The organism is Rhodobacter calidifons (assembly GCF_011174775.1).
Lineage (GTDB): Bacteria > Pseudomonadota > Alphaproteobacteria > Rhodobacterales > Rhodobacteraceae > Tabrizicola > Tabrizicola calidifons.
The window spans coordinates 239238-258269 of sequence record NZ_JAANHS010000001.1 but is presented as its reverse complement, the minus strand read 5'-3'; the positions used below and the strand labels follow the sequence as shown (position 1 = coordinate 258269).

Here is a 19032-nt window from a genome sequence, read left to right as displayed (position 1 = left end):
GGTCGCGCTTGACCCTGTCGCCTGGCTCTGTTTGAAGGCCCCGGATCAGTTCCGGGGCTTTTTCACATGACCGACGCGGGCCAACGCCGCAACTTCTACGGCCGGATCAAGGGCAAGACCCTGCGGGCAAGCCAGAAGGGCTATCTGGCCGAGGATCTGGGCCCGCTGACCCTGCGCGGGGTGACGCGGGAGGAAAATCCGTCCCGGTCGGCCCTGGACATGGGCTTCGCCAAGGGGCCCCTGTGGCTGGAAGTCGGCTTCGGCGGGGGCGAGCATCTGGTGCATATGGCGGCGCGCCATCCGGAGGTGACGCTGATCGGGGCCGAGCCTTTCGTGAACGGCGTCGCGATGCTTCTGGGCAAGATCCGGGGGGCGGGGGTGACGAACCTCTGGCTGCATCCGGGCGATGTGCGCGATCTTTTCGACGTCCTGCCCGACGCCTGCCTGTCCAAGGTCTTCCTCAACTACCCCGACCCCTGGCCGAAGGCCCGCCACCACCGCCGCCGCTTCGTCACGCCGGAATACCTGCTGCCCCTGGCCCGCGTCACGGCACCCGGTGCCGAGTTCCGCGTCGCCACCGACATCCCCGACTATGTCCGGCAGACGCTGGAGGAAGTGCCCGAAGCCGGGTTCAGCCTGGTCGCGCAGACGGGGGCGGGCGAGGCCTGGGAGGACTGGATCCCGACGCGCTACGAGCAGAAGGCGCTGCGCGAGGGACGCCAGCCGCATTACCTGACCTTCCGCCGCCGGGCACCGGAATTCTAAGCAGAATTCCGGACCGATTTCCGCAAGAAATCGGGGTCGCGCGGGTCGCAAGGTTGCGCTATCAGGCATCCCGGAACCTGAGGGAGACGAAGATGTCCGGCCATGGCGATGCGCAACCGATGAAATCCCGCAAGTCCGGGCCGCTGACGGGCGTGGCCGCTGTGCCGGGTGACAAGTCGATCTCGCACCGGTCGCTGATCTTCGGCGCGATGGCGGTGGGCGAGACGAAGATCTCGGGCCTTCTGGAAGGCCAGGACGTGCTGGACACGGCCAAGGCGATGCGGGCCTTCGGCGCGACGGTCACCCGGCATGGTGAAGGCCTCTGGACGGTGAACGGTGTGGGTGTCGGCGGGTTTCAGGAACCGGCGGATGTGATCGACTGCGGCAACTCCGGCACGGGCGTCCGGCTGATCATGGGCACCATGGCGACGACGCCGATCACCGCGACCTTCACCGGCGATGCCAGCCTGCGCAAACGCCCGATGGGGCGCGTCACCGAACCCCTCGGCCTCTTCGGCGCCCGCGCATATGGCCGTCAGGGCGGCCGCCTGCCGATGACCGTGGTCGGTGCCGCGAACCCCGTCCCGGTGCGCTATGCGTTGCCCGTGGCCTCGGCCCAGGTGAAGTCGGCGGTGCTGCTTGCCGGTCTGAACGCGCCCGGTGAGACCGTGGTGATCGAGAAGGAACCGACCCGCGACCATTCCGAGCGGATGCTGCTGGGCTTCGGGGCGCAGCTTCACGTCGAGAAGACCGCCGAGGGCCATGTCATCACCCTGAAAGGCCAGCCCGAGCTGCGGCCGCAGACCGTGGCCGTGCCGCGCGACCCCTCCAGCGCGGCCTTTCCGGTCTGTGCTGCGCTGATCGTCGAGGGCTCGGACATCCTGGTCCCCGGCGTCAGCCAGAACCTGACCCGCAACGGGCTTTACCTGACCCTGGTCGAGATGGGCGCGGACATCGAATTCCGGAACCCGCGCGAAGAGGGGGGCGAGCCGGTGGCCGACCTGCGCGTCCGGTTCTCGGGCAACATGCGGGGGATCGAGGTGCCCCCGGACCGCGCGCCCTCGATGATCGACGAATATCCGGTCCTGTCGGTCGTCGCGGCCTTCGCCACCGGCCGCACGGTGATGCGCGGCGTCAGGGAGCTGCGGGTGAAGGAAAGCGACCGGATCGACGCGATGGCCCGGGGGCTGGAGGCCTGCGGCGTCCGCGTGGAAGAGGACGAGGACACGCTGATCGTCCACGGCATGGGGCCGGGCGGTGTGCCGGGGGGCGCGACCTGCGCCACCCATATCGACCACCGGATCGCGATGTCCTTCCTGGTCTGCGGGCTGGCGGCGAAGGCTCCGGTCGCGATCGACGACGGATCGCCGATCCAGACCTCCTTCCCGATTTTCGAGGACCTGATGCGGGGTCTTGGGGCCGAGATCGCGCGAGGCTGACCTCGGCCCGGTTGGCCGGCGTCAGAACACGCCGAGCAGGTAGAGGACGATGATGATCGGGATCGGGATGCCGATCAGCCAGGCAAGGGCGCCTTTCATGGGAGAGCTCCGGTTGTTTCGCTGCCGGGGCAACGCTTCGGCCACCGCTGCGGTTCCGTCAGGCAGGTCTGCCGCCTAGCATGGGGACGTGCCGGCAGGGGCTTCGAACTGGCGCTGGATGCGGCGTATCAGGTCGGGGCGCGACTGGAACACCAGATGTCCCTCCTCGGGCAGCACGCAGAGGCGGGCATCGAACCTGGCCGCCAGGCGCCGCACCGCGCCCAGGCCGAACACCGGGTCGCGGTCGCCATGATAGAAGGTGATCCGGGCCTGCGTCGCCAGCGCTGCGCGCGACGGGGCCCAGAGCAGCAGGCTTGCCGATTGCGCCCGGCCCCGGCCCTCGCCCGGGGTCGTCAGTCTGCCGCGCATCGCCTCTTCCAGCCGGCGGGCGATCTCGCGCTTTTCCGCCGAGCGGCGCCAGCCGGTGCCGAGATAGAGCGTCTTGAAATATTCCTCCCAGACCCGCTGGCGGTTTAGCGAACCGATGGCCAGCGCGCCGCCAGCCACCTGCACCGCGCCGCGCAGCGTGGCCAGCGCCGCCCCGGGAAAGGGGGTGGCGCTGGCGACGGCGACCACCTGGACCCGCTCACTGTGCTGGATCCTCCCGGCGGCTTCCAACGCGATGACGGCGCCGGTCGAATAGCCGAGAAGCTGGATTCGGGCCTCCGGGTGGCGGTTGGCCAGGTCGGCGACCCATTGCGCAGATCGGGCGATGTCAAGCGGGGGGCGCAACGGTTCGCCCTGCATGCCGGGCAGGCGGTATTCGACGACGAGGTGGTCGGGGCCGGCCCAGCCGCGCGCCGGGCCGAAGACCCCGGCTGTGGTCAGCGCGCCGGGCAGAAGGACGGTCACGGTCTGCGGGCGGGCCCGCGTCTCGGCCGCGACGGGGTAGAGGGGCGCGCGGGCCGGCAGGTCGCGGGCGGCGCATGCCGCAAGCAGCAGCGCGGCTGCCGATGCCGCCGCAGTAGCCAGGGGGCGCATCCTGGGTCTTACCAGGGCCATCGGCTGGCGGCGAAGGCGGTGAGGGTTGCGGTGATCCGCGCAAAGCTTGCGGCCGCGCGGGGGGCGGAGTGGCGGGCGCGGAGGTAGCCGTGGACGAGGCCCGGCTCGGTGATCGAACGGGCGCGGCCCCCGGCTTCCGCGATCTTCCGGGCATAGGCCGGGGCGTCGTCCGCAAGGGGGTCGCATTCGGCGGCGATCGCAAGGGTTGGCGGCAGGCCGGTGAAATCGGTGTCCCGCAGCGGGCTGACCGTGGGGTCTGCGTCAGGGGCAGGCCCGCCGTGGCGGATGTCCCGGTAGAACAGGACCTCGTCGCGGGTCAGCATGGGGGCCTTCGCATGGGCGAGGTAGCTGCCTGCGGAAGGATCTCCGCCGAGGCCGGGGTAGATCAGGATCTGGCCCATGATCTGCGGCGTGCCGCGGAGGGCGTGGCAGGCGGCGGCGGCAAGATTGGCCCCGGCGCTGTCGCCCACCAGGATCAGCGGACCCCGGGCCGCAAGGTGGCGGGCCACGGCGCAGGCGTCGTCGAAGGCGGCGGGGTGGAGGTGCTCCGGCGACAGGCGATAGTCGACCGAGACGACGGTCAGGCCGGTGGCCCCCCGGATGTCGGCGCAGATCCCGTCGTGGGAATGGAGGCCGCCGACCACGAAGCCGCCGCCGTGCAGGTAGAGGACGGTCGGTTGCGTGCCGGGGTAGATGCGGCAGGGGACGCCGGCGAGGGGGGCGTCGTGCGAGGTCACACCGGCAGGGTAAGGGGTGTCGAAGGCCCGGCACATCCGGTCGTAGATCGCCCGCTGCTCGGCGATGGAGCGGGTGGCGGTGCCCTCGGGGTAGGCGGCCTCGGTGCGCTTGATGAAGGCCCAGGTGGGGGCGTCGATGAGGCTCTGGTAGTCGGGCTGGGTCATGGGCTCCCCTCTTTCCAGGGGAGTGTAGGGGCGGGGGTGGGGGAGGGGAAGGGCCGCTGGCCGCGCCGCGCGCGGCGCCTGGGGCGGGGTGAGGGATTTCAAGGGGTTGGCTGTGGGCGTTAGGGTGGGGTTAAGGATTGGGGGGTGGCATGACCGATGCAATGAAATGACCTTCCCGACAGTCACCCGGAGAGGCCCGGGCACCGGAGAATTGCCTCGCCGGACGTCCGGCAGCTTGTGGGCGCGCCGCTCTGCCAGCAGCAGCGCCAGTGGCCGCACAGGTTCTCGCCGCGACCAGAGCGGAAGCGCGAGTGCGGAACGACCCGAGGGCATGGCCTGGTGCGCAATCCATGCGCAGCCTGCGGATGGTGAGGCGGAACCTTACCCTGCGGTCATGGTGGTGTCCTGTCATCCCCGCGAAAGCGGGGATGACAAAGGGGGGGAGCGGAGTCGGGCTGAAGCCCGACCTGCGGAACTTGCGCCAAGGGAGTCGGGGCAGGCCCCGACCTACGGGCTACCGCGCGAACCGCTTGTACTTCACCCGCTTCGGCTCCAGCGCGTCGGGGCCGAGGCGGCGGACCTTGTCTTCCTCGTAGGCCTGGAAGTTGCCCTCGAACCATTCCACATGGGCGTCGCCCTCGAAGGCCAGGATGTGGGTGCAGAGCCGGTCGAGGAAGAAGCGGTCGTGGCTGATGATGATCGCGCAGCCGGCGAAATCCTCGATGGCGGCTTCCAGCGCCTGAAGCGTCTCGACGTCCAGGTCGTTGGTCGGTTCGTCAAGCAGCAGGACGTTGCCGCCCGATTTCAACAGCTTGGCCAGGTGGACGCGGTTGCGTTCGCCGCCCGACAGCAGGCCGACCTTCTTCTGCTGGTCCGTCCCCTTGAAGTTGAACGCCCCGGTATAGACGCGGGAGTTCATCGCGTAGTCGCCCAGATGGATCACCTCGGCCCCGCCGGAGATTTCCTCCCACACGTTCTTGTTCGGGTCCAAAGCGTCGCGCGACTGGTCCACATAGGCCAGCTTTACCGTTTCGCCCAGCTTGATCGTGCCGGCGTCGGGTTGTTCCTGACCGGTGATCATCTTGAACAAGGTGGACTTGCCCGCGCCGTTCGGGCCGATGACGCCGACGATGGCGCCGGGGGGGACGGTGAAGGACAGATCCTCGATCAGAAGCTTGTCGCCCATCGCCTTCTTCAGGCCCTCGACCTCGATCACCTTGTTGCCCAGACGTTCGCCGTTCGGGATGATGATCTGCGCGGTGGTGGCGCGTTCGGTGACGGTCTGGCTGACCATCTCGTTATAGCGGTTGAGACGCGCCTTGCCCTTGGCCTGCCGCGCCTTGGCGCCGGAACGGATCCATTCCAGTTCCTTTTCGAGGGCCTTCTGGCGCGACTTGTCCTCGCGCGCTTCCTGGGCCATGCGCTTGGCCTTCTGTTCCAGCCAGGAGGAATAGTTGCCCTCGTAGGGAATGCCGCGGCCGCGGTCGAGTTCAAGGATCCAGCCGGTGATGTCGTCCAGGAAATAGCGGTCGTGGGTGACGATCAGGATCGTGCCCTTGTAGTCGATCAGGTGCTTTTGCAGCCAGGCGATGGATTCGGCGTCGAGGTGGTTGGTGGGTTCGTCCAGAAGCAGCATGTCGGGCTTTTCAAGCAGAAGCTTGCAGAGCGCGACGCGGCGGCGTTCCCCGCCCGACAGCGTGGTCACGTCGGCATCGTCGGGCGGGCAGCGCAGCGCGTCCATCGCGACGCCGACGGTGGCGTCGAGTTCCCACAGGTTCTGGGCGTCGATCTGGTCTTGCAGCTGGGCCATTTCCTCGGCGGTTTCGTCCGAGTAGTTCATGGCCAGTTCGTTGTAGCGGTCGAGGATCGCCTGCTGGGCCGCGACGCCGAGCATGACGTTTTCCTTCACCGTCAGCGCGGGGTCGAGGTAGGGCTCTTGCGCGAGGTAGCCGACTTTCGCCCCTTTCGCCGCCCAGGCCTCGCCTTTGAAGTCCTTGTCGATCCCGGCCATGATCTTCAGAAGGGTCGACTTGCCCGCGCCGTTCACGCCGACGACGCCGATCTTCACGCCGGGCAGGAAGTTCAGGTTGATGTTTTCAAAGCAGGTCTTGCCGCCGGGATAGGTCTTGGAGACGTTCTCCATGTGATAGACGTATTGATAGCTGGCCATGGATGGGGTTCCTGAGATCTGGGGTTGGCGCACATGTAGCGGCGAAGGGGCGGGGCTGCAACCGGGGCCGGGCTTGTGCGGGGCGGGCGGTTCGGGTTTTCTCGGCCGCATGGGAGGACGGGTCCGATGCGGCAGGGGTTTCCGGTGGCGACCAGGGGGATGGTCGTGGGGCTGCTCGGCGGGTCGTTCGATCCGGCGCATGAGGGGCATGTGCATATCACCCGCGAGGCGCTGAAGCGGATGGGGCTGGATCAGGTCTGGTGGCTGGTGACACCGGCCAATCCGCTGAAGGCGCGCCAGCCGGCGCCGCTCAAGGACCGGATCGCGCGGGCGAAGGCGGTGATGCGGGACCCGCGGGTGAAGATCACGGCGCTGGAAGAACGGCTGGGCACGCGGGCGACGGCGGATACGATCGACCGGCTGAAGGCGATCTATCCCGGAGTCACGTTCGTCTGGCTGATGGGGGCTGACAATCTGGTGCAGTTTCATCGCTGGGGGCGGTGGCGCGACATCCTGCGGGCGGTGCCGGTCGGGGTGCTGGCGCGGCCGGGGTCGGGGGTGGCCGCACGGCTGTCTGTGGCAGCGCGGGCGTTCCGGGTGCATCAGGTGGCGCGTGGCGAGAACCTGCGCGGCCACAGGCCTCCGGTCTGGGCTTTCGTGAACCTGCCGATGAGCGATGCCTCGTCCAGCGAAATCCGGGCGCGGGGCGGCTGGCGCGCGGGGCGGTGAGGGCCCGCGCGCGGGGCGGGTCCGGTCAGAGAAGCTTTTCCATCCAGGTATCGGCCGGCGCGCCGGTGTAGGGGGCGCAGACGCGCCAGCCCGTCGCGCGGTAAAGCGCAATCGCCTCGGACAGGGCGGAATTGGTGTCGAGCTTCAGCGCGACCAGTCCCATCGCCCGCGCCTCGTCCTCGATGGCGGTCATCAGGCGGCGGGCGAGGCCCTGGCCCCGGGCGGCGGCATCGACCCAGAGCCGCTTGACCTCGGCGGTCGCGGCATCAAGCGGGCGCAGCGACACGCAGCCCACCGGCAGGTCGTCGGACCAGGCCAAAAGGCAGCGGCCCTGCGGCGGGCGGTAGCGGTCGGCACCCGGGTCGGGCAGCAGGAAGAGATCGGGCGTCGCACCGGGGACGCGGGCGACCAGTTCGGCGACATAGGCCTGCCAGCAGGCCAGCACCTCGGGGCTGTCGGGGTCGGCGGGGCGGATCTCCAGCTGGTCGCGGTTCAGCACCGTGGCGATCAGGTCCATCGCGGCCACCAGTTCGGCCGCGCGCGACCCGGCACGGGCAAGGAGACGCGCAGCCCGGGCCTGGCCGATGGCGTCATAGGCCGCAACTTCGGCCTCGCCCGCCGGGGTCAGCCGGGCGATGCGGCGGCGGCGGTCGGCGGGGTCGGTTGCGGTCTGGATCAGCCCCTCGCGTTCGAGGCTGCGCAGAAAGCGGCTCATGAGACCCGAATCCAGCCCCAGCCGATCCCGGATCAGCGCCACATCCGTCCCCTCGGGGCGCACCATGACCAGAACCCGGACCGCCCCCAAGGGCCGCCCCCGGCCCAGGAACGAGGTGTCCAGCGCCCCCACCTCGCGGGTGACGGCACGGTTGAAGCGGCGCAGGCGCGCGACGGCGTCAAGCATGATGGCAGACCTTGGTCAGGTATTTCATCTGACCATAGTCAGGCAATCGCGTCACGCAAGCGCGAATGGCCCGGCTGCATCCCGGACTGGCGGAATCGGCCGGGAAGGCGTTATGACCGGGAAAACGGAGGAAAAGGCGTGATTTCGCGGCGGATGATGCTGGCCGGGCTGCTGGCGGGCGCGGCCTTGCCGGCGGTGGCAGAGGTGATGGACAGCTCGCCCCGCCCGGTGGCGCGCGGGGGCAAGGCTCTGGCGGCGGCAGGGCAGGCGACGCGGAAGCCGGTCGATGCCGAGGCGCTGATCCAGGCGGCCAGGCTTGGCGGATCGGTGGCCTTTGTGGTGATGGACGGCGCAAGCGGCGCGGTGCTGCAATCGCGCGAGCCGGACCTGCCTCTGCCGCCGGCCAGCGTGGCCAAGGCGGTGACCGCGCTTTACGCGCTGGACCGGCTGGGGCCCACGCATCGCTTTGTCACGCGGGTCCTGGCCACCGGCCCGGTGCAGGGCGGGATGGTGCAGGGCGACATCGTGCTGGCGGGCGGCGGCGATCCGACCTTGCAGACCGACCAGCTGGGCGATCTGGTGGCGCGGCTGGCGCAATCGGGCCTGAAGGGGGCCACGGGTCGGTTCCTCTACTGGGACGGCGCGCTTCCCGGCCTGCGCGGCATCGCCGAGGACCAGCCCGACCATGTCGGCTATAACGCCGCGATTTCCGGCCTGTGCCTGAACTTCAACCGCGTGCATTTCGAGTGGAAGCGCGAGGGGAGCGACTGGCGCGTGGCGGTGGACGCGCGCGGCGAAAGGTTCCTGCCGCCGGTCGGCCGCGTGCGGGTGGCCATCGCCCAGCGCGAGGCGCCGCTGTTCACCTATGCGCCGGGACAGGTCGAGGAATGGACGGTGGCCGCCGGCGCGCTGGGCAAGGGCGGCAGCCGCTGGTTGCCGGTGCGCGACCCCGGCGCCTATGTGGCCGAGGTCTTCCGGACGCTGGCGCGCGCCCAGGGCATCCGGCTGGAGCCGGGCGAGCGGGTGGCGGCGCTGCCTGCGGGGTCCGAACTCGGGCGGCTGGAAAGCGAGCCGCTGACGGTCGTCCTGCGCGACATGCTGCGGTTTTCCACCAACCTGACGGCGGAATGTGTGGGGCTGGCGGCCTCGCGGCTGACGACGCTGAAGGCCTCGGCGCGGGCGATGTCGGACTGGGTCGCGGCGACCTTCGGGGTGCAGGTGGACCTGCATGACCATTCGGGGCTTGGCGGGCGCTCGCGCGTGACGGCGCGGGCCATGGCCACGCTGTTGCAGAAGGCCGAGGCAGGGCGGCGCGGCTTGAAGCCGATCCTGCGCGACATGGGGATGAAGGACGACAAGGGCGAGGCGATCAAGGGCAGCAAGGTGAAGGTGCTGGCCAAGTCGGGGACGCTGAACTTCGTCTCGGGGCTGGCCGGCCATGTGGTGCCGCCCGCGCCGGGGCGGGAACTGGTGTTTGCGATCTTCACGGGCGATCCCGGGCGGCGCGATGCCGTGCCGGTCGCGCTGCGCGAGGAGCCCGAGGGCGGCAAGGCCTGGACCGCCCGCGCGCGGCGGTTGCAGGGGCAGCTCATCAACCGCTGGGCCGGGGCCTACGCCTGACCTTTGCATGGCGGCGCGCGCCCGGCCTTGCGGCGCGGGCTCTTGCCATCTTGCCCCCCGCGCCGGGCGCGATTGCCCGGCGCCCTGGCGACAAGGCACCCCGCGGTCCCGCCCCCCACTACGCAGATGCGCCGGGGCCACATGGGTTTAGCCCGCCTTGCGCAGGGGCACCCGCGCCCATTCCGGCAGCCAGTCGCCATGCGCGGCCAGAAGGTCATGGGTCATCGCCCAGATCTGGTCGAGGTCCAGTTCCGCCCCGGTATGCGGGTCGAGCATGGCGGCGTGGTAGATATGCTCGGGGTTTTCCGTCAGCAGCGCCTGCACCGTCAGGTCCTGCACGTTGATGTTCGTGCGCATCAGCGCGATCAGTTGCGGCGGGATGTCATGCACCACGGTCGGTTGCAGGCCCGAGGCATCCACCAGCACCGGCACTTCCACCGCGCAGCCCTCGGGCAGTTGCGGGATATAGCCGCGGTTGCCGATGTTGCCGTAGATCACCGAAGGCTCGCCGGTGACGACCGAGTTCACGATCTCGGAGGCGTATTCGTGGGATTCCTTCACCTCGACGGTGTTGGCGTTCTTCAGCGCCTCGGCTTCCTTCTTCCAGCGGGCGATCTGTTCGACGCAGCGTTTGGGGTATTCGTCCAGCGGGATGCCGAATTTCTCGATCAGGTCCGGGCGGTCCCGCTTGATGAACCAAGGCGTGTATTCGGCGAAGTGTTCAGAGGACTCGGTCACGAAATAGCCCAGCCGCGTCAGCATTTCATACCGCACCTTGTTCGGGCAGCGCGGGTTCCAGTGCGACGGCTTGGGGAAGCGGCCCTCGCGGTAGCCCTGGATGAGGTCGGGGTAGAGGTTGCGGTAGGTCCCGTCCGGCTGGCGGTGTTCGAAGGTCAGGTAGAAGGCCATGTGATTGATGCCGCCCGCGCGGTAGCGGATCTCCTCGACGGGGATGTCGAGGTCGCGGGCCAGTTCCCACGCGGTGCCCTGGACCGAATGGCAGAGGCCCACTTGTTTGATTTTCGGATATTTCGCCGCGATGGCCCAGGTGTTGATGGCCATCGGGTTGACATATTGCAACATTATGGCATTCGGCGCGACTTCGAGGAGGTCGTCGCAGATCGACCAGAGATGCGGGACGGTGCGCAGTCCCCGCATGATACCGCCGATGCCCAGCGTGTCGGCGATGGTCTGGCGCAGGCCGAACTTCTTCGGCACCTCGAAGTCGGTGATGGTGCAGGGGTCATAGCCGCCGATCTGGAAGCAGACGACGACGAAATCCGCCCCGGTCAGCGCGCGCTTCTGGTCGGTGTAGGTCTTGACCTGCGCCTTGCCGCCAAGGGTCTGGGCCAGCTTGCCGACGATGATCTCGGATTCCTCCAGCCGTTCGGGGTTGATGTCCATGAGCCGGATCTCGGCTTCGGCCAGCGCGGGGCGGGACAGAATGTCACCGGCGATGTTCTTGGTGAACACGGTGGAACCGGCGCCGATGAATGTGATGACGGGTTTGGGCATGATGCTCCTTCAGGCTGCAATCTCGAAGGCCGCCTTGACCGGGCGGCGGGTGTGGACGGTTGAGGGGTTCTCCGGCACGGCGTCAACCGGGCCCTGTTCGCGCTGGAGTTTGCGCAAGGGCGCGATGCTCCGGCGGACCGGCATGCGGCGGTCCGGCGGGGTGGTCGGCGCGGACACCGCCGCCCCGGCAGACACCCCCGGAAGCAGCGCCGCAGGGGCGACGCGCTGGATACGGATCGTCATCTTGCTTCCCTTGATCTGTGCTTGCGCCAGGCCGATCGACGTTGACAGGGCCGCCGGTCGCGGACTCCCTCCTTCCCCGTCCGGCCAGCAAACCTTGCGGAAGTCAGGGGCTTCCAACAATATCACTTTGTCAGATTTTTTTCCGGTTTTCTAAGATCGGCAGGGGAGGGCAGGCATGGACGGCACCCGCAGCATGGCGCAGAGGCGGCGCAATCCGATGCCGGTGCCGAACCACGACCGGCATTTCTATTCGCGCAACCGCGCCTTCGGGCGGTTCGGCATCCGCATCTTCCAGCCGCAGCTGATGCCGCAGCCGCACTGGCACGGCCATGTCGAGCTGAACTTCGCGACGCATGTCCGCATGGCCTATGACTTCGACGGCACGAAGCTGGAGGTGCCGGACCGGCGGCTGGTGCTGTTCTGGGCCGGGGTGCCGCACCAGCTGACCGGGCTTCAGCCCCTGGGCGAGGCCCCGCCGCGGCTGGCCAACATCTACCTGCCCTTGGACAGCTTCCTTCAGATGCGCCACATCATGGGCTTGCAGACCGCGCTGATCGGGCGTGGGATGGTGGCGCTGCCGGAACTGCTCTGCGACAGCAACCTCGTGCAGCAATGGTATCAGGACTATCGCTCGGGCGATTTCGAACGGGCCGAGATCGTGAAGATGGAGCTGAACGCGCTGTTCCGCCGCGCGCTGGTGTCAGGCTTCGACTATCTGCGCCCGCCGCAGAACGAGATCGGCACCGACCGGACGCTGAGCTCGGCCCATGTCCGCCACGTCATCGCGATGGTGCGCCATGTGCTGGAAAATCTGGACAAGCCGCTGCTGAACGCACAGGTGACGGCGGTGACGGGCCTGCATGAAAACTACGCGGTGTCGCTGTTTTCGCGGACCATGCAGGTGCCCTTGAAGCAGTTCATCAACCGGATGCGGCTGATGCGGGCGCGGGCGCTTCTGGTGGAAAGCTCGACCGCGATTTCCGAGGTGGCCGAGCAATGCGGCTTCAGCTCGATCACCCAGTTCTACGCCCAGTTCCGCGCCGGCTACGGCATTTCGCCGGCCGCGCTGCGGCAGCACTATGTCCAGATGGACCTGCGCTAGGCTCGTGCGCGCGCGCCGGGCCGAGGGCGGACCCGGCAGCGGCGGTCGTCGCCTGCGGGTGTCGGATGGTCCGGGCATGAACGACCTGCCTCACCTGCACGCAGGCCATGCCCGGGGGCGCGTTGCCGTCTGGACCGGCTGCACGGCGCCTGGCACAGCCGTCACGGAAGCCAAGGCACAAGTCCGTCAGGGGAACGGGAAACCTGGCCGGCAGCCGATCTGTGCGACAGGACCACGCAGGACCTGAACCCTGCGAAGACGTGTACGCTGTTCCTGCTGATTCAAGTGGTGCCCAGAGCCGGAATCGAACCAGCGACACGCGGATTTTCAATCCGCTGCTCTACCAACTGAGCTATCTGGGCACCGTTTGGTGGGCGGGTGATACTCAAGCACCGGGGGGCTGTCCAGAGGGAAAACGCCCCTCAATGCGCCTTTGGCGGGGTCTCGTCGGTGGACCGGTCCTCGGCCTCGTCCGCGCTTTCGGCCGGGATGCGGTAGCTTTCGGTCAGCCAGCGGCCAAGGTCGATGTCGGCGCAGCGGCGCGAGCAGAAGGGGCGGTAGGCGGGCACGGCGGGCTTGCCGCAGATCGGGCAGCTCATGGCAGGCCCTTCGGCAGAAGCTCGGCCAGGGGCAGGCGGTCGCGCTTGCGCGTCAGCTCGTAAAGGCCAAGCGTGGTCCAGCCGGCAAGGTTCGTCTCGCCATCGGTCTTGAAGGCGGCCTTCAGCACCTGATCCAGGATATGCCGGTCGCGTTTCGGCATGGGCGCGAAGTCCACCACCACCTGCCCGCCGAGGCCCCGCAGGCGCAGCTGGCGCGGCAGGTCGCGGGCGGCGGCGATGTTCACCTTCAGCGCCGCGGCGGGCGAGGTGTCGGGGCCGGTGTTCACATCCACCGCCACCAGCGCGCGGGTCGGTTCGATCATCATGTGCGCGCCCGCCTCCAGCGCGACGCGGGGGGAAAGCAGGGCCTCGACCGCCTCGATCACGCCGTGGCGTTCGAGACTTCCGGGATCGGTGTCGGCATCGTCCACCGCCGGGTCCAGCCAGTCGCGGAAGGCCAGATCATGCGCCGAGGGGCCATCGACCAGCAGTTCCGGGTCCCCGGACAGATCGGCCAGCACCGCCTCGGCCAGGCTGCGCATCGCGGCGATGTCCTCGGTGATCGCCTGATCCTCGGCTTCCTCGCAGCCTGACCGCAGGATCAGGCCCAGCCTTTCGGACGCGCCAGACATGCCGGCCTCGGCCAGCGCCGAGAGGTCGGCGCGGCGGTCCTCGTCGCGGATGCGGCGGCTGATGTTCAGGCCGGGCGCGTCGGGGGTGATGATGGCAAAGCGCGACTTGAACAGCAGCCGGGTCGTCACGGGAACCGCCTTGCCGGGTTCGGCCGGCCCCGTGACCTGCACCAGAAGCCGCTGGCCGGGGGCCACGCCGGAAATCTGCCGCAGGAAGCCCGAGCCGCCCGGCAGCCTGACGAAGATGCCGCCCTGGCCCTTGACCGGACGGTCGGCCACCGCGCGGCAGATCGCGCCGGGCAGGATCACGTCGCCTTCGGGGTCGATGGCCAGCTCCTCCAGCCGTCCGTCCACCAGCAGCGCGGCGGCCTGACGGCCCGCGATCTCGTCCAGAACCAGAAGCCGTCCCTTCATGCCTGCCTCCAGACCGGATAGCCGACGGCGGTCAGCAGCGCCGCCGTCTCGGCCACCGGCAGGCCCATGATGCCGGTGTAGCTGCCCGAAATCCACGGGATCAGCGCCCCCGCCAGCCCCTGGATGCCGTAGCCGCCCGCCTTGCCCTGCCATTCGCCGCTGGCGAGATAGGCGTTCAGTTCCGCGTCCGACAGCCGCTTCATCTTCACCACGCTGACGCTGTCGCGCACCAGCACCCGGTCCCCGCGCCGCACCGCGACCCCGGTGATGACCTGATGCCGCCGCCCGCCAAGAGCGGTCAGGAAGGCCGCCGCCTCTCCCGCATCCGCAGGCTTGCCCAGGATGCGGCGGCCAAGCGCCACGGTGGTATCGGCGCAGAGGACCACATCCTCCGGCCCGGCGGGAACGGCACGCGCCTTTTCCTCTGCCAGCCGCAGGCAATAGGGGCGGGGCAGTTCGCCCTTCCTCGGGTCCTCGTCGATGTCGGGGGGCAGGATCAGATCGGGCACGATCCCCATCTGCGCCAGCAAGTCCTTGCGGCGCGGGCTGCCTGATCCGAGGATGAGGCGCAATTTACTTGAAGCGATAGTTGATGCGGCCCTTCGACAGGTCGTAGGGGGTCATCTCGACCTGCACCTTGTCGCCGGCCAGAACCCGGATGCGGTTCTTGCGCATCTTGCCTGCCATCACCGCGATCAGCTCATGGCCGTTCTCGAGTTCGACCCTGAATGTCGCGTTCGGCAGGAGTTCCTTCACGACACCGGGGAATTCGAGAATGTCTTCCTTGGCCATGGTCTCTCCATTGCAGATGGGCCCGCGGGGGATGTCCCGCAGGCGTCCGGTGCGCGATATGCCCCCGAAAGGGCCGGTTTTCAAGCGGATTCTTCCGTGCCCCCCGGACGGTCGCGCAGGCCGAGGCGGATCTGCTTCTCGATCTCGACGACCGCGAAGAACACCACGCCGATCCCGACGATCAGCAGGCCATAGCCGAACGGCACGGCCTCGGTGCCCAGGATCGCCTGGAGGGGCGGCAGGTAGGTCACGGCGAACTGCGCCGCCGTCACCAGGATCACCACCGTCCAGACGACCTTCGTGCCCCGGACCGCCTCCCAGGTCAGCGAGGTGCCGTGCATGTTGCGGATGAAGAACAGGTTGAAGATCTCCAGCACGACGATCATGTTCATCGCCATCGTCTGGGCCATGGCAAGCGAATAGCCCTGATCGATGGCATAGTTGAAGAGGCCGAAGGTCGCCGCGACGAAGAGGCCCGCGATCAGGATCACCTGCCAGACCAGCCCGCCGGTCAGGATCGGCGCGTTGCGCGGGCGGGGCGGGCGCGACATGGTGCCGGCCTCGGTCGGCTCGAAGGCCAGCGCCAGGCCCAGGGTGACAGCCGTGATCAGGTTGATCCACAGGATCTGCACGGGCGTCACCGGCAAGGCCAGCCCCAGAAGCAGCGCCAGCACCACGACCGAGGCTTCGCCCGCATTGGTGGGCAGCGTCCAGCTGATCACCTTCCGCAGGTTGTCCCAGACCGTCCGCCCCTCGCGCACGGCCGCCGCGATGCTGGCGAAATTGTCGTCGGCAAGCACCAGATCGGCGGCTTCCTTCGCCGCTTCCGATCCCTTCAGCCCCATGGCGATGCCCGCATCGGCGCGTTTCAGCGCGGGCGCATCGTTCACCCCGTCGCCGGTCATCGCCACCGACAGACCGTTGGCCTGCAAGGCCGTGACCAGCCGCAGCTTGTGTTCGGGGCTGGTGCGGGCAAAGACATCGACGTCCATCACCTCCAGCGCCAGCTGCGCATCGTCCAGCTTGTCGAGGTCGGCCCCGGTCAGCACGCGGCCCGGCTGCGCCAGCCCGATCTGCGCGGCGATGGCGGCGGCGGTTCCGGCATGGTCGCCGGTGATCATCTTGACCCGGATCCCGGCGCGGCGACATTCGGCCACCGCTTCGATGGCCTCGGCGCGCGGCGGGTCGATCAGGCCCAGAAGGCCGATGAACCTCAGCCCGCCCTCCAGCGCCTTCGCGTCGATGCGGTCGCCCGCCTGTTGCCGCTCGGCGAAGGCCAGTACGCGCAGGCCCTGACGGGCCAGCGCCTCGGCCCGGTCGTGCCAGTGCGCATGGTCGATGTCGCCGCACATGCGCAGCACCCGTTCCGGCGCGCCCTTGACCAGGGTCAGCCCGTCGCCCGTCAGCACCGCCATATAGCGGTGGCGGCTGTCGAAGGGCACCGCGTCCAGCCGCGTGGCGGGCGGCACCTCGCCCACCTTGCCGGCAAAGGCCAGCAGCGCCCCCTCCATCGGGTCGCCCTCGACGAACCATTGCCCGTCCCGTTCATGCAGGGCCGCGTCGTTGCACAGCGCCGCCGCCCGCGCCAGCCGCGCCAGATCGCCCGCCGGGGTGATCTTGCCCCGGGGCTCATAGCCGTCGCCCGAGACGGTGAAGGCACCCTCCGCCGTCTCGGCGGCGGCCACGACCATCTCGTTGCGGGTCAGCGTGCCGGTCTTGTCGGTGCAGATGACCGAGACCGAGCCGATCGCCTCGATCGCGGGCAGGCGGCGCACGATGGCATTGCGCCGCGCCATGGCCTGCACGCCGATAGCCAGCGTGATCGTCATCACCGCAGGCAGGCCTTCGGGGATCGCGGCCACGGCGACGCCGATCACCGCCATGAAAAGCGCGCCGAAGTCCTGATGGCCGACGAAATAGCCGTAGGCGAGCAGCAGCGCCGAGATCAGCAGGATCAGCAGCGACAGCCAGCGCGCGAAATGGTCCATCTGCTGCACCAGCGGCGTGGTCAGCTGTTCGACCCCGGCCAGAAGCCCGCCGATCCGGCCGATCTCGGTGCCCTGGCCCGTCGCCACCACCAGCCCGCGCGCGGTGCCCTGCGTGACCAGCGTCCCCGACCACAGCATCGACCGCCGGTCCCCCAGGGCCGCATCCGCCGCGACCGGGCGCGTGTCCTTCTCCACCGGCACGGATTCGCCGGTCAGGATCGCCTCTTGCGCCGCCAGCCCCCGCGCCTCGATCACCCGCAGGTCGGCCGGCACCTTGTCGCCCGCCTCCAGCAGCACGATGTCGCCCGGCACAAGATCGGCCCCCGGCAGGCTCACCCGCTGCCCGTCGCGCAGGACGGCCGCCTTCGGCGCCAGCAGCGACCGGATCGCCCCCATCGCCGCCTCGGCCTTGCCCTCCTGGATGAAGCCGATCACCGCATTGGTCAGCACGACCGCCAGGATCGCCCCGGTATCGACCCAGTGCTGCAAGACGGCCGTGACGACCGCGGCGGCCAGAAGCACGTAGATCAGCACATTGTCGAACTGCGCCAGGAAGCGGAGGACCGGCCCCCGCGACCTGGCTTCGGGCAGGCGGTTCGGCCCGTGCTCGGCCAGCCGCCGCGCCGCCTCGTCCCGGGTCAGTCCGGTGGGCCGGGCGTTCAGCCGCGTCAGGGCCTCGTCGGTCGAAAGCGCGTGGAACGGGACGGGATCGGTCATTTCTGGCCTCCTTGGGTCTGTCCGGACGGATCGAGAAAGGGCTTGCGTCTGGCGTGGGCTCTCGCAGCGGTCCGGCGGGTCGGATCGCCTCGAAGCTTAACCGTATATGAATGCCCACGGGCAACGCGTTGATTTGGCTCAATTCGGCGGTCTGCCCAAGCGTGGGCAGAAGGTCAGGGTCACAGCGCGCGCATCCAGAATTGCAGGGGCTTCTCGGTCTCGGCCGTGTCGCCGAGGTCCTTCCAGCTGAACCGCGCGACGACCCCCGGAAGCGGCGCATAGCCCCGCCCGCGCCAGAAGGCGTCGTTGGTGCGGGCCTGGGCGGGCCGCGCAGGGTGGTCGTCGGGCCGGATCACCGAACAGAAGGCGACATGGGTCCGTCCCAGCGCGCGGGCGTGGTCCTCGCGCAGATCGATGAATCGGTGGCCGAGGCCGATGCCGCGGTAGGGCCGCAGAAGGACCGACTCCGCCCCGTAGAGGATGGTCTCCGGCCGCAGGCCAAGGTCGCGGAAGGGGGCGCTGAACTCCGGCGCGTGGTCCTCCATCGGGGTCGAGGTCGAGGCGCCGATCAGCTGGCCGTCGTGGAACGCCCCCACCAAGAGCGCCCCGGGGTTGTCGCGGTAGGTGGCGAGGTATTCGCGTTCGTATTCCAGCGAGCCGTCGTAAAGGTAGGGCCAGTCCCGGAACACGGTGATCCGCAGCTGCGCGACGCCGTCGAGAGCGGCCTCCAGCTCGGGGCCGCGCAGGACCCGGACGTCGATGTCTTCCAGGTTCATTGGCTGACCTGCCGGATCCAGTCGTTGAGGTTGTAGAAGGTGGTGATGCGGGAGATGAGGCCGCCCCGGACCTCGAAGAACCCCCCGGCGGGGAGGATGTATGTCTGCCCCCGCGCTTCGGGCAGGCCAGGGTCGGTCTTCAGATACTCCCCATGGACCACGAACTCGGCGGCCGCCCGGGTGCCGTCGTCGGTGGCGAAGATGGTGAGGTCGTGAAGCTGCTCCCGGTAGCTGACCCCCATGTGGGCGCAGAACTCGCGGAACCTGGCCTTGCCGATTCGGTGCCCGCCCTCGTTCACCCGGTGCTCGACGTCCTCGGTCAGGCAGGCGAGCATCCCCTCGGGGTCGGCGGCATTGAAGGCGTCGTAGTAGCGGCGGATCAGGGAGAGGGTGGTCTCGCGGGTCATGGGGGCCTCCGTTTCCCGGCATGGTAGCGGGGGCCGGGGGCGGGGGGAAGTCGCAGGCGGCGGGGTGGGGGCGGAAAGCGACCTTGCGGTGCGCCGCGCGCGGCGCGGTGGGGGCCGCAAGGGATTCCAATGGGTTGGGTGTGGGCGTTAGGGGGTGGTTAAGGGTCTGAACCCTCCAGCTGTGTCGAGTCGGCTCTCTCCTTGACACAGATTCGGACCT

19 protein-coding genes and 1 tRNA gene are annotated in these 19032 nt (G+C 69.0%); 5 read left to right on the top strand and 15 right to left on the bottom strand.

The window, feature by feature from the left end; translation table 11 throughout:
* Positions 1-66: 66 nt before the first annotated feature.
* Both trmB and aroA read left to right on the top strand, forming a co-directional pair.
* Positions 67-765 (top strand): tRNA (guanine(46)-N(7))-methyltransferase TrmB, encoded by a 699-nt coding sequence (gene trmB / locus G8O29_RS01290; protein WP_166401416.1) that lies wholly within the window; start codon positions 67-69, stop codon positions 763-765.
* A 92-nt stretch (positions 766-857) separates the two neighbouring features.
* Positions 858-2204, top strand: a complete 1347-nt coding sequence (gene aroA, locus G8O29_RS01285) for a 3-phosphoshikimate 1-carboxyvinyltransferase (RefSeq protein WP_166401415.1) — start codon at positions 858-860, stop codon at positions 2202-2204.
* A 21-nt stretch (positions 2205-2225) separates the two neighbouring features.
* On the opposite strand, the gene G8O29_RS18665 is transcribed toward aroA, so the two are convergent.
* The 4 genes from G8O29_RS18665 to ettA all read right to left on the bottom strand — a co-directional run bounded on the left by G8O29_RS18665 (position 2226) and on the right by ettA (position 6377).
* Positions 2226-2348, bottom strand: a complete 123-nt coding sequence (locus tag G8O29_RS18665; RefSeq protein ID WP_302848551.1) for a hypothetical protein — start codon at positions 2346-2348, stop codon at positions 2226-2228.
* Between the two features lie 30 nt (positions 2349-2378).
* Positions 2379-3284: an alpha/beta fold hydrolase gene (locus tag G8O29_RS01280; protein WP_166401414.1), complete on the bottom strand. Its 906-nt coding sequence runs from the start codon at positions 3282-3284 to the stop codon at positions 2379-2381.
* 8 nt (positions 3285-3292) lie between these two features.
* Positions 3293-4207, bottom strand: coding sequence for an alpha/beta hydrolase (locus tag G8O29_RS01275; RefSeq protein WP_166401413.1), 915 nt, complete (start codon positions 4205-4207; stop codon positions 3293-3295).
* Positions 4208-4721: 514 nt separating this feature from the next.
* Positions 4722-6377 (bottom strand): energy-dependent translational throttle protein EttA, encoded by a 1656-nt coding sequence (gene ettA, locus G8O29_RS01270; RefSeq protein WP_166401412.1) that lies wholly within the window; start codon positions 6375-6377, stop codon positions 4722-4724.
* Between the two features lie 126 nt (positions 6378-6503).
* On the opposite strand from ettA, the gene G8O29_RS01265 reads away from it, so the two are divergent.
* On the top strand, positions 6504-7106 hold the full coding sequence (locus tag G8O29_RS01265; RefSeq protein WP_166401411.1) for a nicotinate-nucleotide adenylyltransferase: 603 nt from the start codon (positions 6504-6506) through the stop codon (positions 7104-7106).
* Between the two features lie 25 nt (positions 7107-7131).
* On the opposite strand, the gene G8O29_RS01260 is transcribed toward G8O29_RS01265, so the two are convergent.
* Entirely contained in the window at positions 7132-8007 is an 876-nt protein-coding gene (locus G8O29_RS01260) for a bifunctional helix-turn-helix transcriptional regulator/GNAT family N-acetyltransferase (RefSeq protein ID WP_166401410.1), read from the bottom strand.
* 138 nt (positions 8008-8145) lie between these two features.
* Here G8O29_RS01260 and dacB point away from each other — a divergent pair, with 138 nt between their 5' ends.
* Positions 8146-9627: a D-alanyl-D-alanine carboxypeptidase/D-alanyl-D-alanine endopeptidase gene (gene dacB / locus G8O29_RS01255; protein ID WP_367890113.1), complete on the top strand. Its 1482-nt coding sequence runs from the start codon at positions 8146-8148 to the stop codon at positions 9625-9627.
* Positions 9628-9774: 147 nt separating this feature from the next.
* On the opposite strand, the gene G8O29_RS01250 is transcribed toward dacB, so the two are convergent.
* Entirely contained in the window at positions 9775-11142 is a 1368-nt protein-coding gene (locus G8O29_RS01250) for an alpha-glucosidase/alpha-galactosidase (RefSeq protein WP_207623602.1), read from the bottom strand.
* 9 nt (positions 11143-11151) lie between these two features.
* Entirely contained in the window at positions 11152-11385 is a 234-nt protein-coding gene (locus tag G8O29_RS01245) for a hypothetical protein (protein WP_166401409.1), read from the bottom strand.
* A 175-nt stretch (positions 11386-11560) separates the two neighbouring features.
* Here G8O29_RS01245 and G8O29_RS01240 point away from each other — a divergent pair, with 175 nt between their 5' ends.
* Complete coding sequence (locus G8O29_RS01240) at positions 11561-12487, top strand: helix-turn-helix domain-containing protein (RefSeq protein WP_166401408.1); 927 nt, start codon at positions 11561-11563, stop codon at positions 12485-12487.
* A 286-nt stretch (positions 12488-12773) separates the two neighbouring features.
* Here G8O29_RS01240 and G8O29_RS01235 read toward each other — a convergent pair.
* From G8O29_RS01235 to G8O29_RS01200, 8 genes are all read right to left on the bottom strand, one after another.
* Positions 12774-12849 (bottom strand) — tRNA-Phe (locus G8O29_RS01235).
* Positions 12850-12909: 60 nt separating this feature from the next.
* Positions 12910-13086 carry a DNA gyrase inhibitor YacG gene (locus G8O29_RS01230; RefSeq protein ID WP_166401407.1) on the bottom strand — a complete coding sequence of 59 codons (177 nt, stop codon included), beginning with the start codon at positions 13084-13086 and terminating at the stop codon, positions 12910-12912.
* Positions 13083-14132: a ribonuclease E/G gene (locus G8O29_RS01225; RefSeq protein WP_166401406.1), complete on the bottom strand. Its 1050-nt coding sequence runs from the start codon at positions 14130-14132 to the stop codon at positions 13083-13085. The genes G8O29_RS01230 and G8O29_RS01225 overlap by 4 nt, the downstream gene beginning before the upstream one ends.
* Positions 14129-14704: a Maf family protein gene (locus G8O29_RS01220; RefSeq protein ID WP_166401405.1), complete on the bottom strand. Its 576-nt coding sequence runs from the start codon at positions 14702-14704 to the stop codon at positions 14129-14131. The genes G8O29_RS01225 and G8O29_RS01220 overlap by 4 nt, the downstream gene beginning before the upstream one ends.
* 1 nt (position 14705) lies before the next feature.
* Complete coding sequence (gene infA, locus G8O29_RS01215) at positions 14706-14924, bottom strand: translation initiation factor IF-1 (RefSeq protein ID WP_050523081.1); 219 nt, start codon at positions 14922-14924, stop codon at positions 14706-14708.
* 80 nt (positions 14925-15004) lie between these two features.
* Positions 15005-17629 carry an HAD-IC family P-type ATPase gene (locus tag G8O29_RS01210; RefSeq protein WP_166401404.1) on the bottom strand — a complete coding sequence of 875 codons (2625 nt, stop codon included), beginning with the start codon at positions 17627-17629 and terminating at the stop codon, positions 15005-15007.
* Positions 17630-17808: 179 nt separating this feature from the next.
* A complete protein-coding gene (locus G8O29_RS01205) occupies positions 17809-18405 on the bottom strand; it encodes a GNAT family N-acetyltransferase (protein WP_166401403.1) in 597 nt (198 codons plus the stop codon).
* Positions 18402-18812 carry a ketosteroid isomerase-related protein gene (locus G8O29_RS01200; RefSeq protein ID WP_166401402.1) on the bottom strand — a complete coding sequence of 137 codons (411 nt, stop codon included), beginning with the start codon at positions 18810-18812 and terminating at the stop codon, positions 18402-18404. The genes G8O29_RS01205 and G8O29_RS01200 overlap by 4 nt, the downstream gene beginning before the upstream one ends.
* Positions 18813-19032: the final 220 nt, after the last annotated feature.

Excerpts from the sequence above, each read along its gene's own strand:
- trmB (WP_166401416.1), top strand. The coding sequence starts at position 67 with ATGACCGACGCGGGCCAACGCCGCAACTTCTACGGCCGGATCAAGGGC.
- aroA (WP_166401415.1), top strand. The coding sequence starts at position 858 with ATGTCCGGCCATGGCGATGCGCAACCGATGAAATCCCGCAAGTCCGGG.
- G8O29_RS01280 (WP_166401414.1), bottom strand. The coding sequence starts at position 3,284 with ATGCGCCCCCTGGCTACTGCGGCGGCATCGGCAGCCGCGCTGCTGCTT.
- G8O29_RS01275 (WP_166401413.1), bottom strand. The coding sequence starts at position 4,207 with ATGACCCAGCCCGACTACCAGAGCCTCATCGACGCCCCCACCTGGGCC.
- ettA (WP_166401412.1), bottom strand. The coding sequence starts at position 6,377 with ATGGCCAGCTATCAATACGTCTATCACATGGAGAACGTCTCCAAGACC.
- G8O29_RS01265 (WP_166401411.1), top strand. The coding sequence starts at position 6,504 with ATGCGGCAGGGGTTTCCGGTGGCGACCAGGGGGATGGTCGTGGGGCTG.
- G8O29_RS01260 (WP_166401410.1), bottom strand. The coding sequence starts at position 8,007 with ATGCTTGACGCCGTCGCGCGCCTGCGCCGCTTCAACCGTGCCGTCACC.
- G8O29_RS01250 (WP_207623602.1), bottom strand. The coding sequence starts at position 11,142 with ATGCCCAAACCCGTCATCACATTCATCGGCGCCGGTTCCACCGTGTTC.
- G8O29_RS01245 (WP_166401409.1), bottom strand. The coding sequence starts at position 11,385 with ATGACGATCCGTATCCAGCGCGTCGCCCCTGCGGCGCTGCTTCCGGGG.
- G8O29_RS01240 (WP_166401408.1), top strand. The coding sequence starts at position 11,561 with ATGGACGGCACCCGCAGCATGGCGCAGAGGCGGCGCAATCCGATGCCG.
- G8O29_RS01230 (WP_166401407.1), bottom strand. The coding sequence starts at position 13,086 with ATGAGCTGCCCGATCTGCGGCAAGCCCGCCGTGCCCGCCTACCGCCCC.
- G8O29_RS01225 (WP_166401406.1), bottom strand. The coding sequence starts at position 14,132 with ATGAAGGGACGGCTTCTGGTTCTGGACGAGATCGCGGGCCGTCAGGCC.
- infA (WP_050523081.1), bottom strand. The coding sequence starts at position 14,924 with ATGGCCAAGGAAGACATTCTCGAATTCCCCGGTGTCGTGAAGGAACTC.
- G8O29_RS01210 (WP_166401404.1), bottom strand. The coding sequence starts at position 17,629 with ATGACCGATCCCGTCCCGTTCCACGCGCTTTCGACCGACGAGGCCCTG.
- G8O29_RS01205 (WP_166401403.1), bottom strand. The coding sequence starts at position 18,405 with ATGAACCTGGAAGACATCGACGTCCGGGTCCTGCGCGGCCCCGAGCTG.
- G8O29_RS01200 (WP_166401402.1), bottom strand. The coding sequence starts at position 18,812 with ATGACCCGCGAGACCACCCTCTCCCTGATCCGCCGCTACTACGACGCC.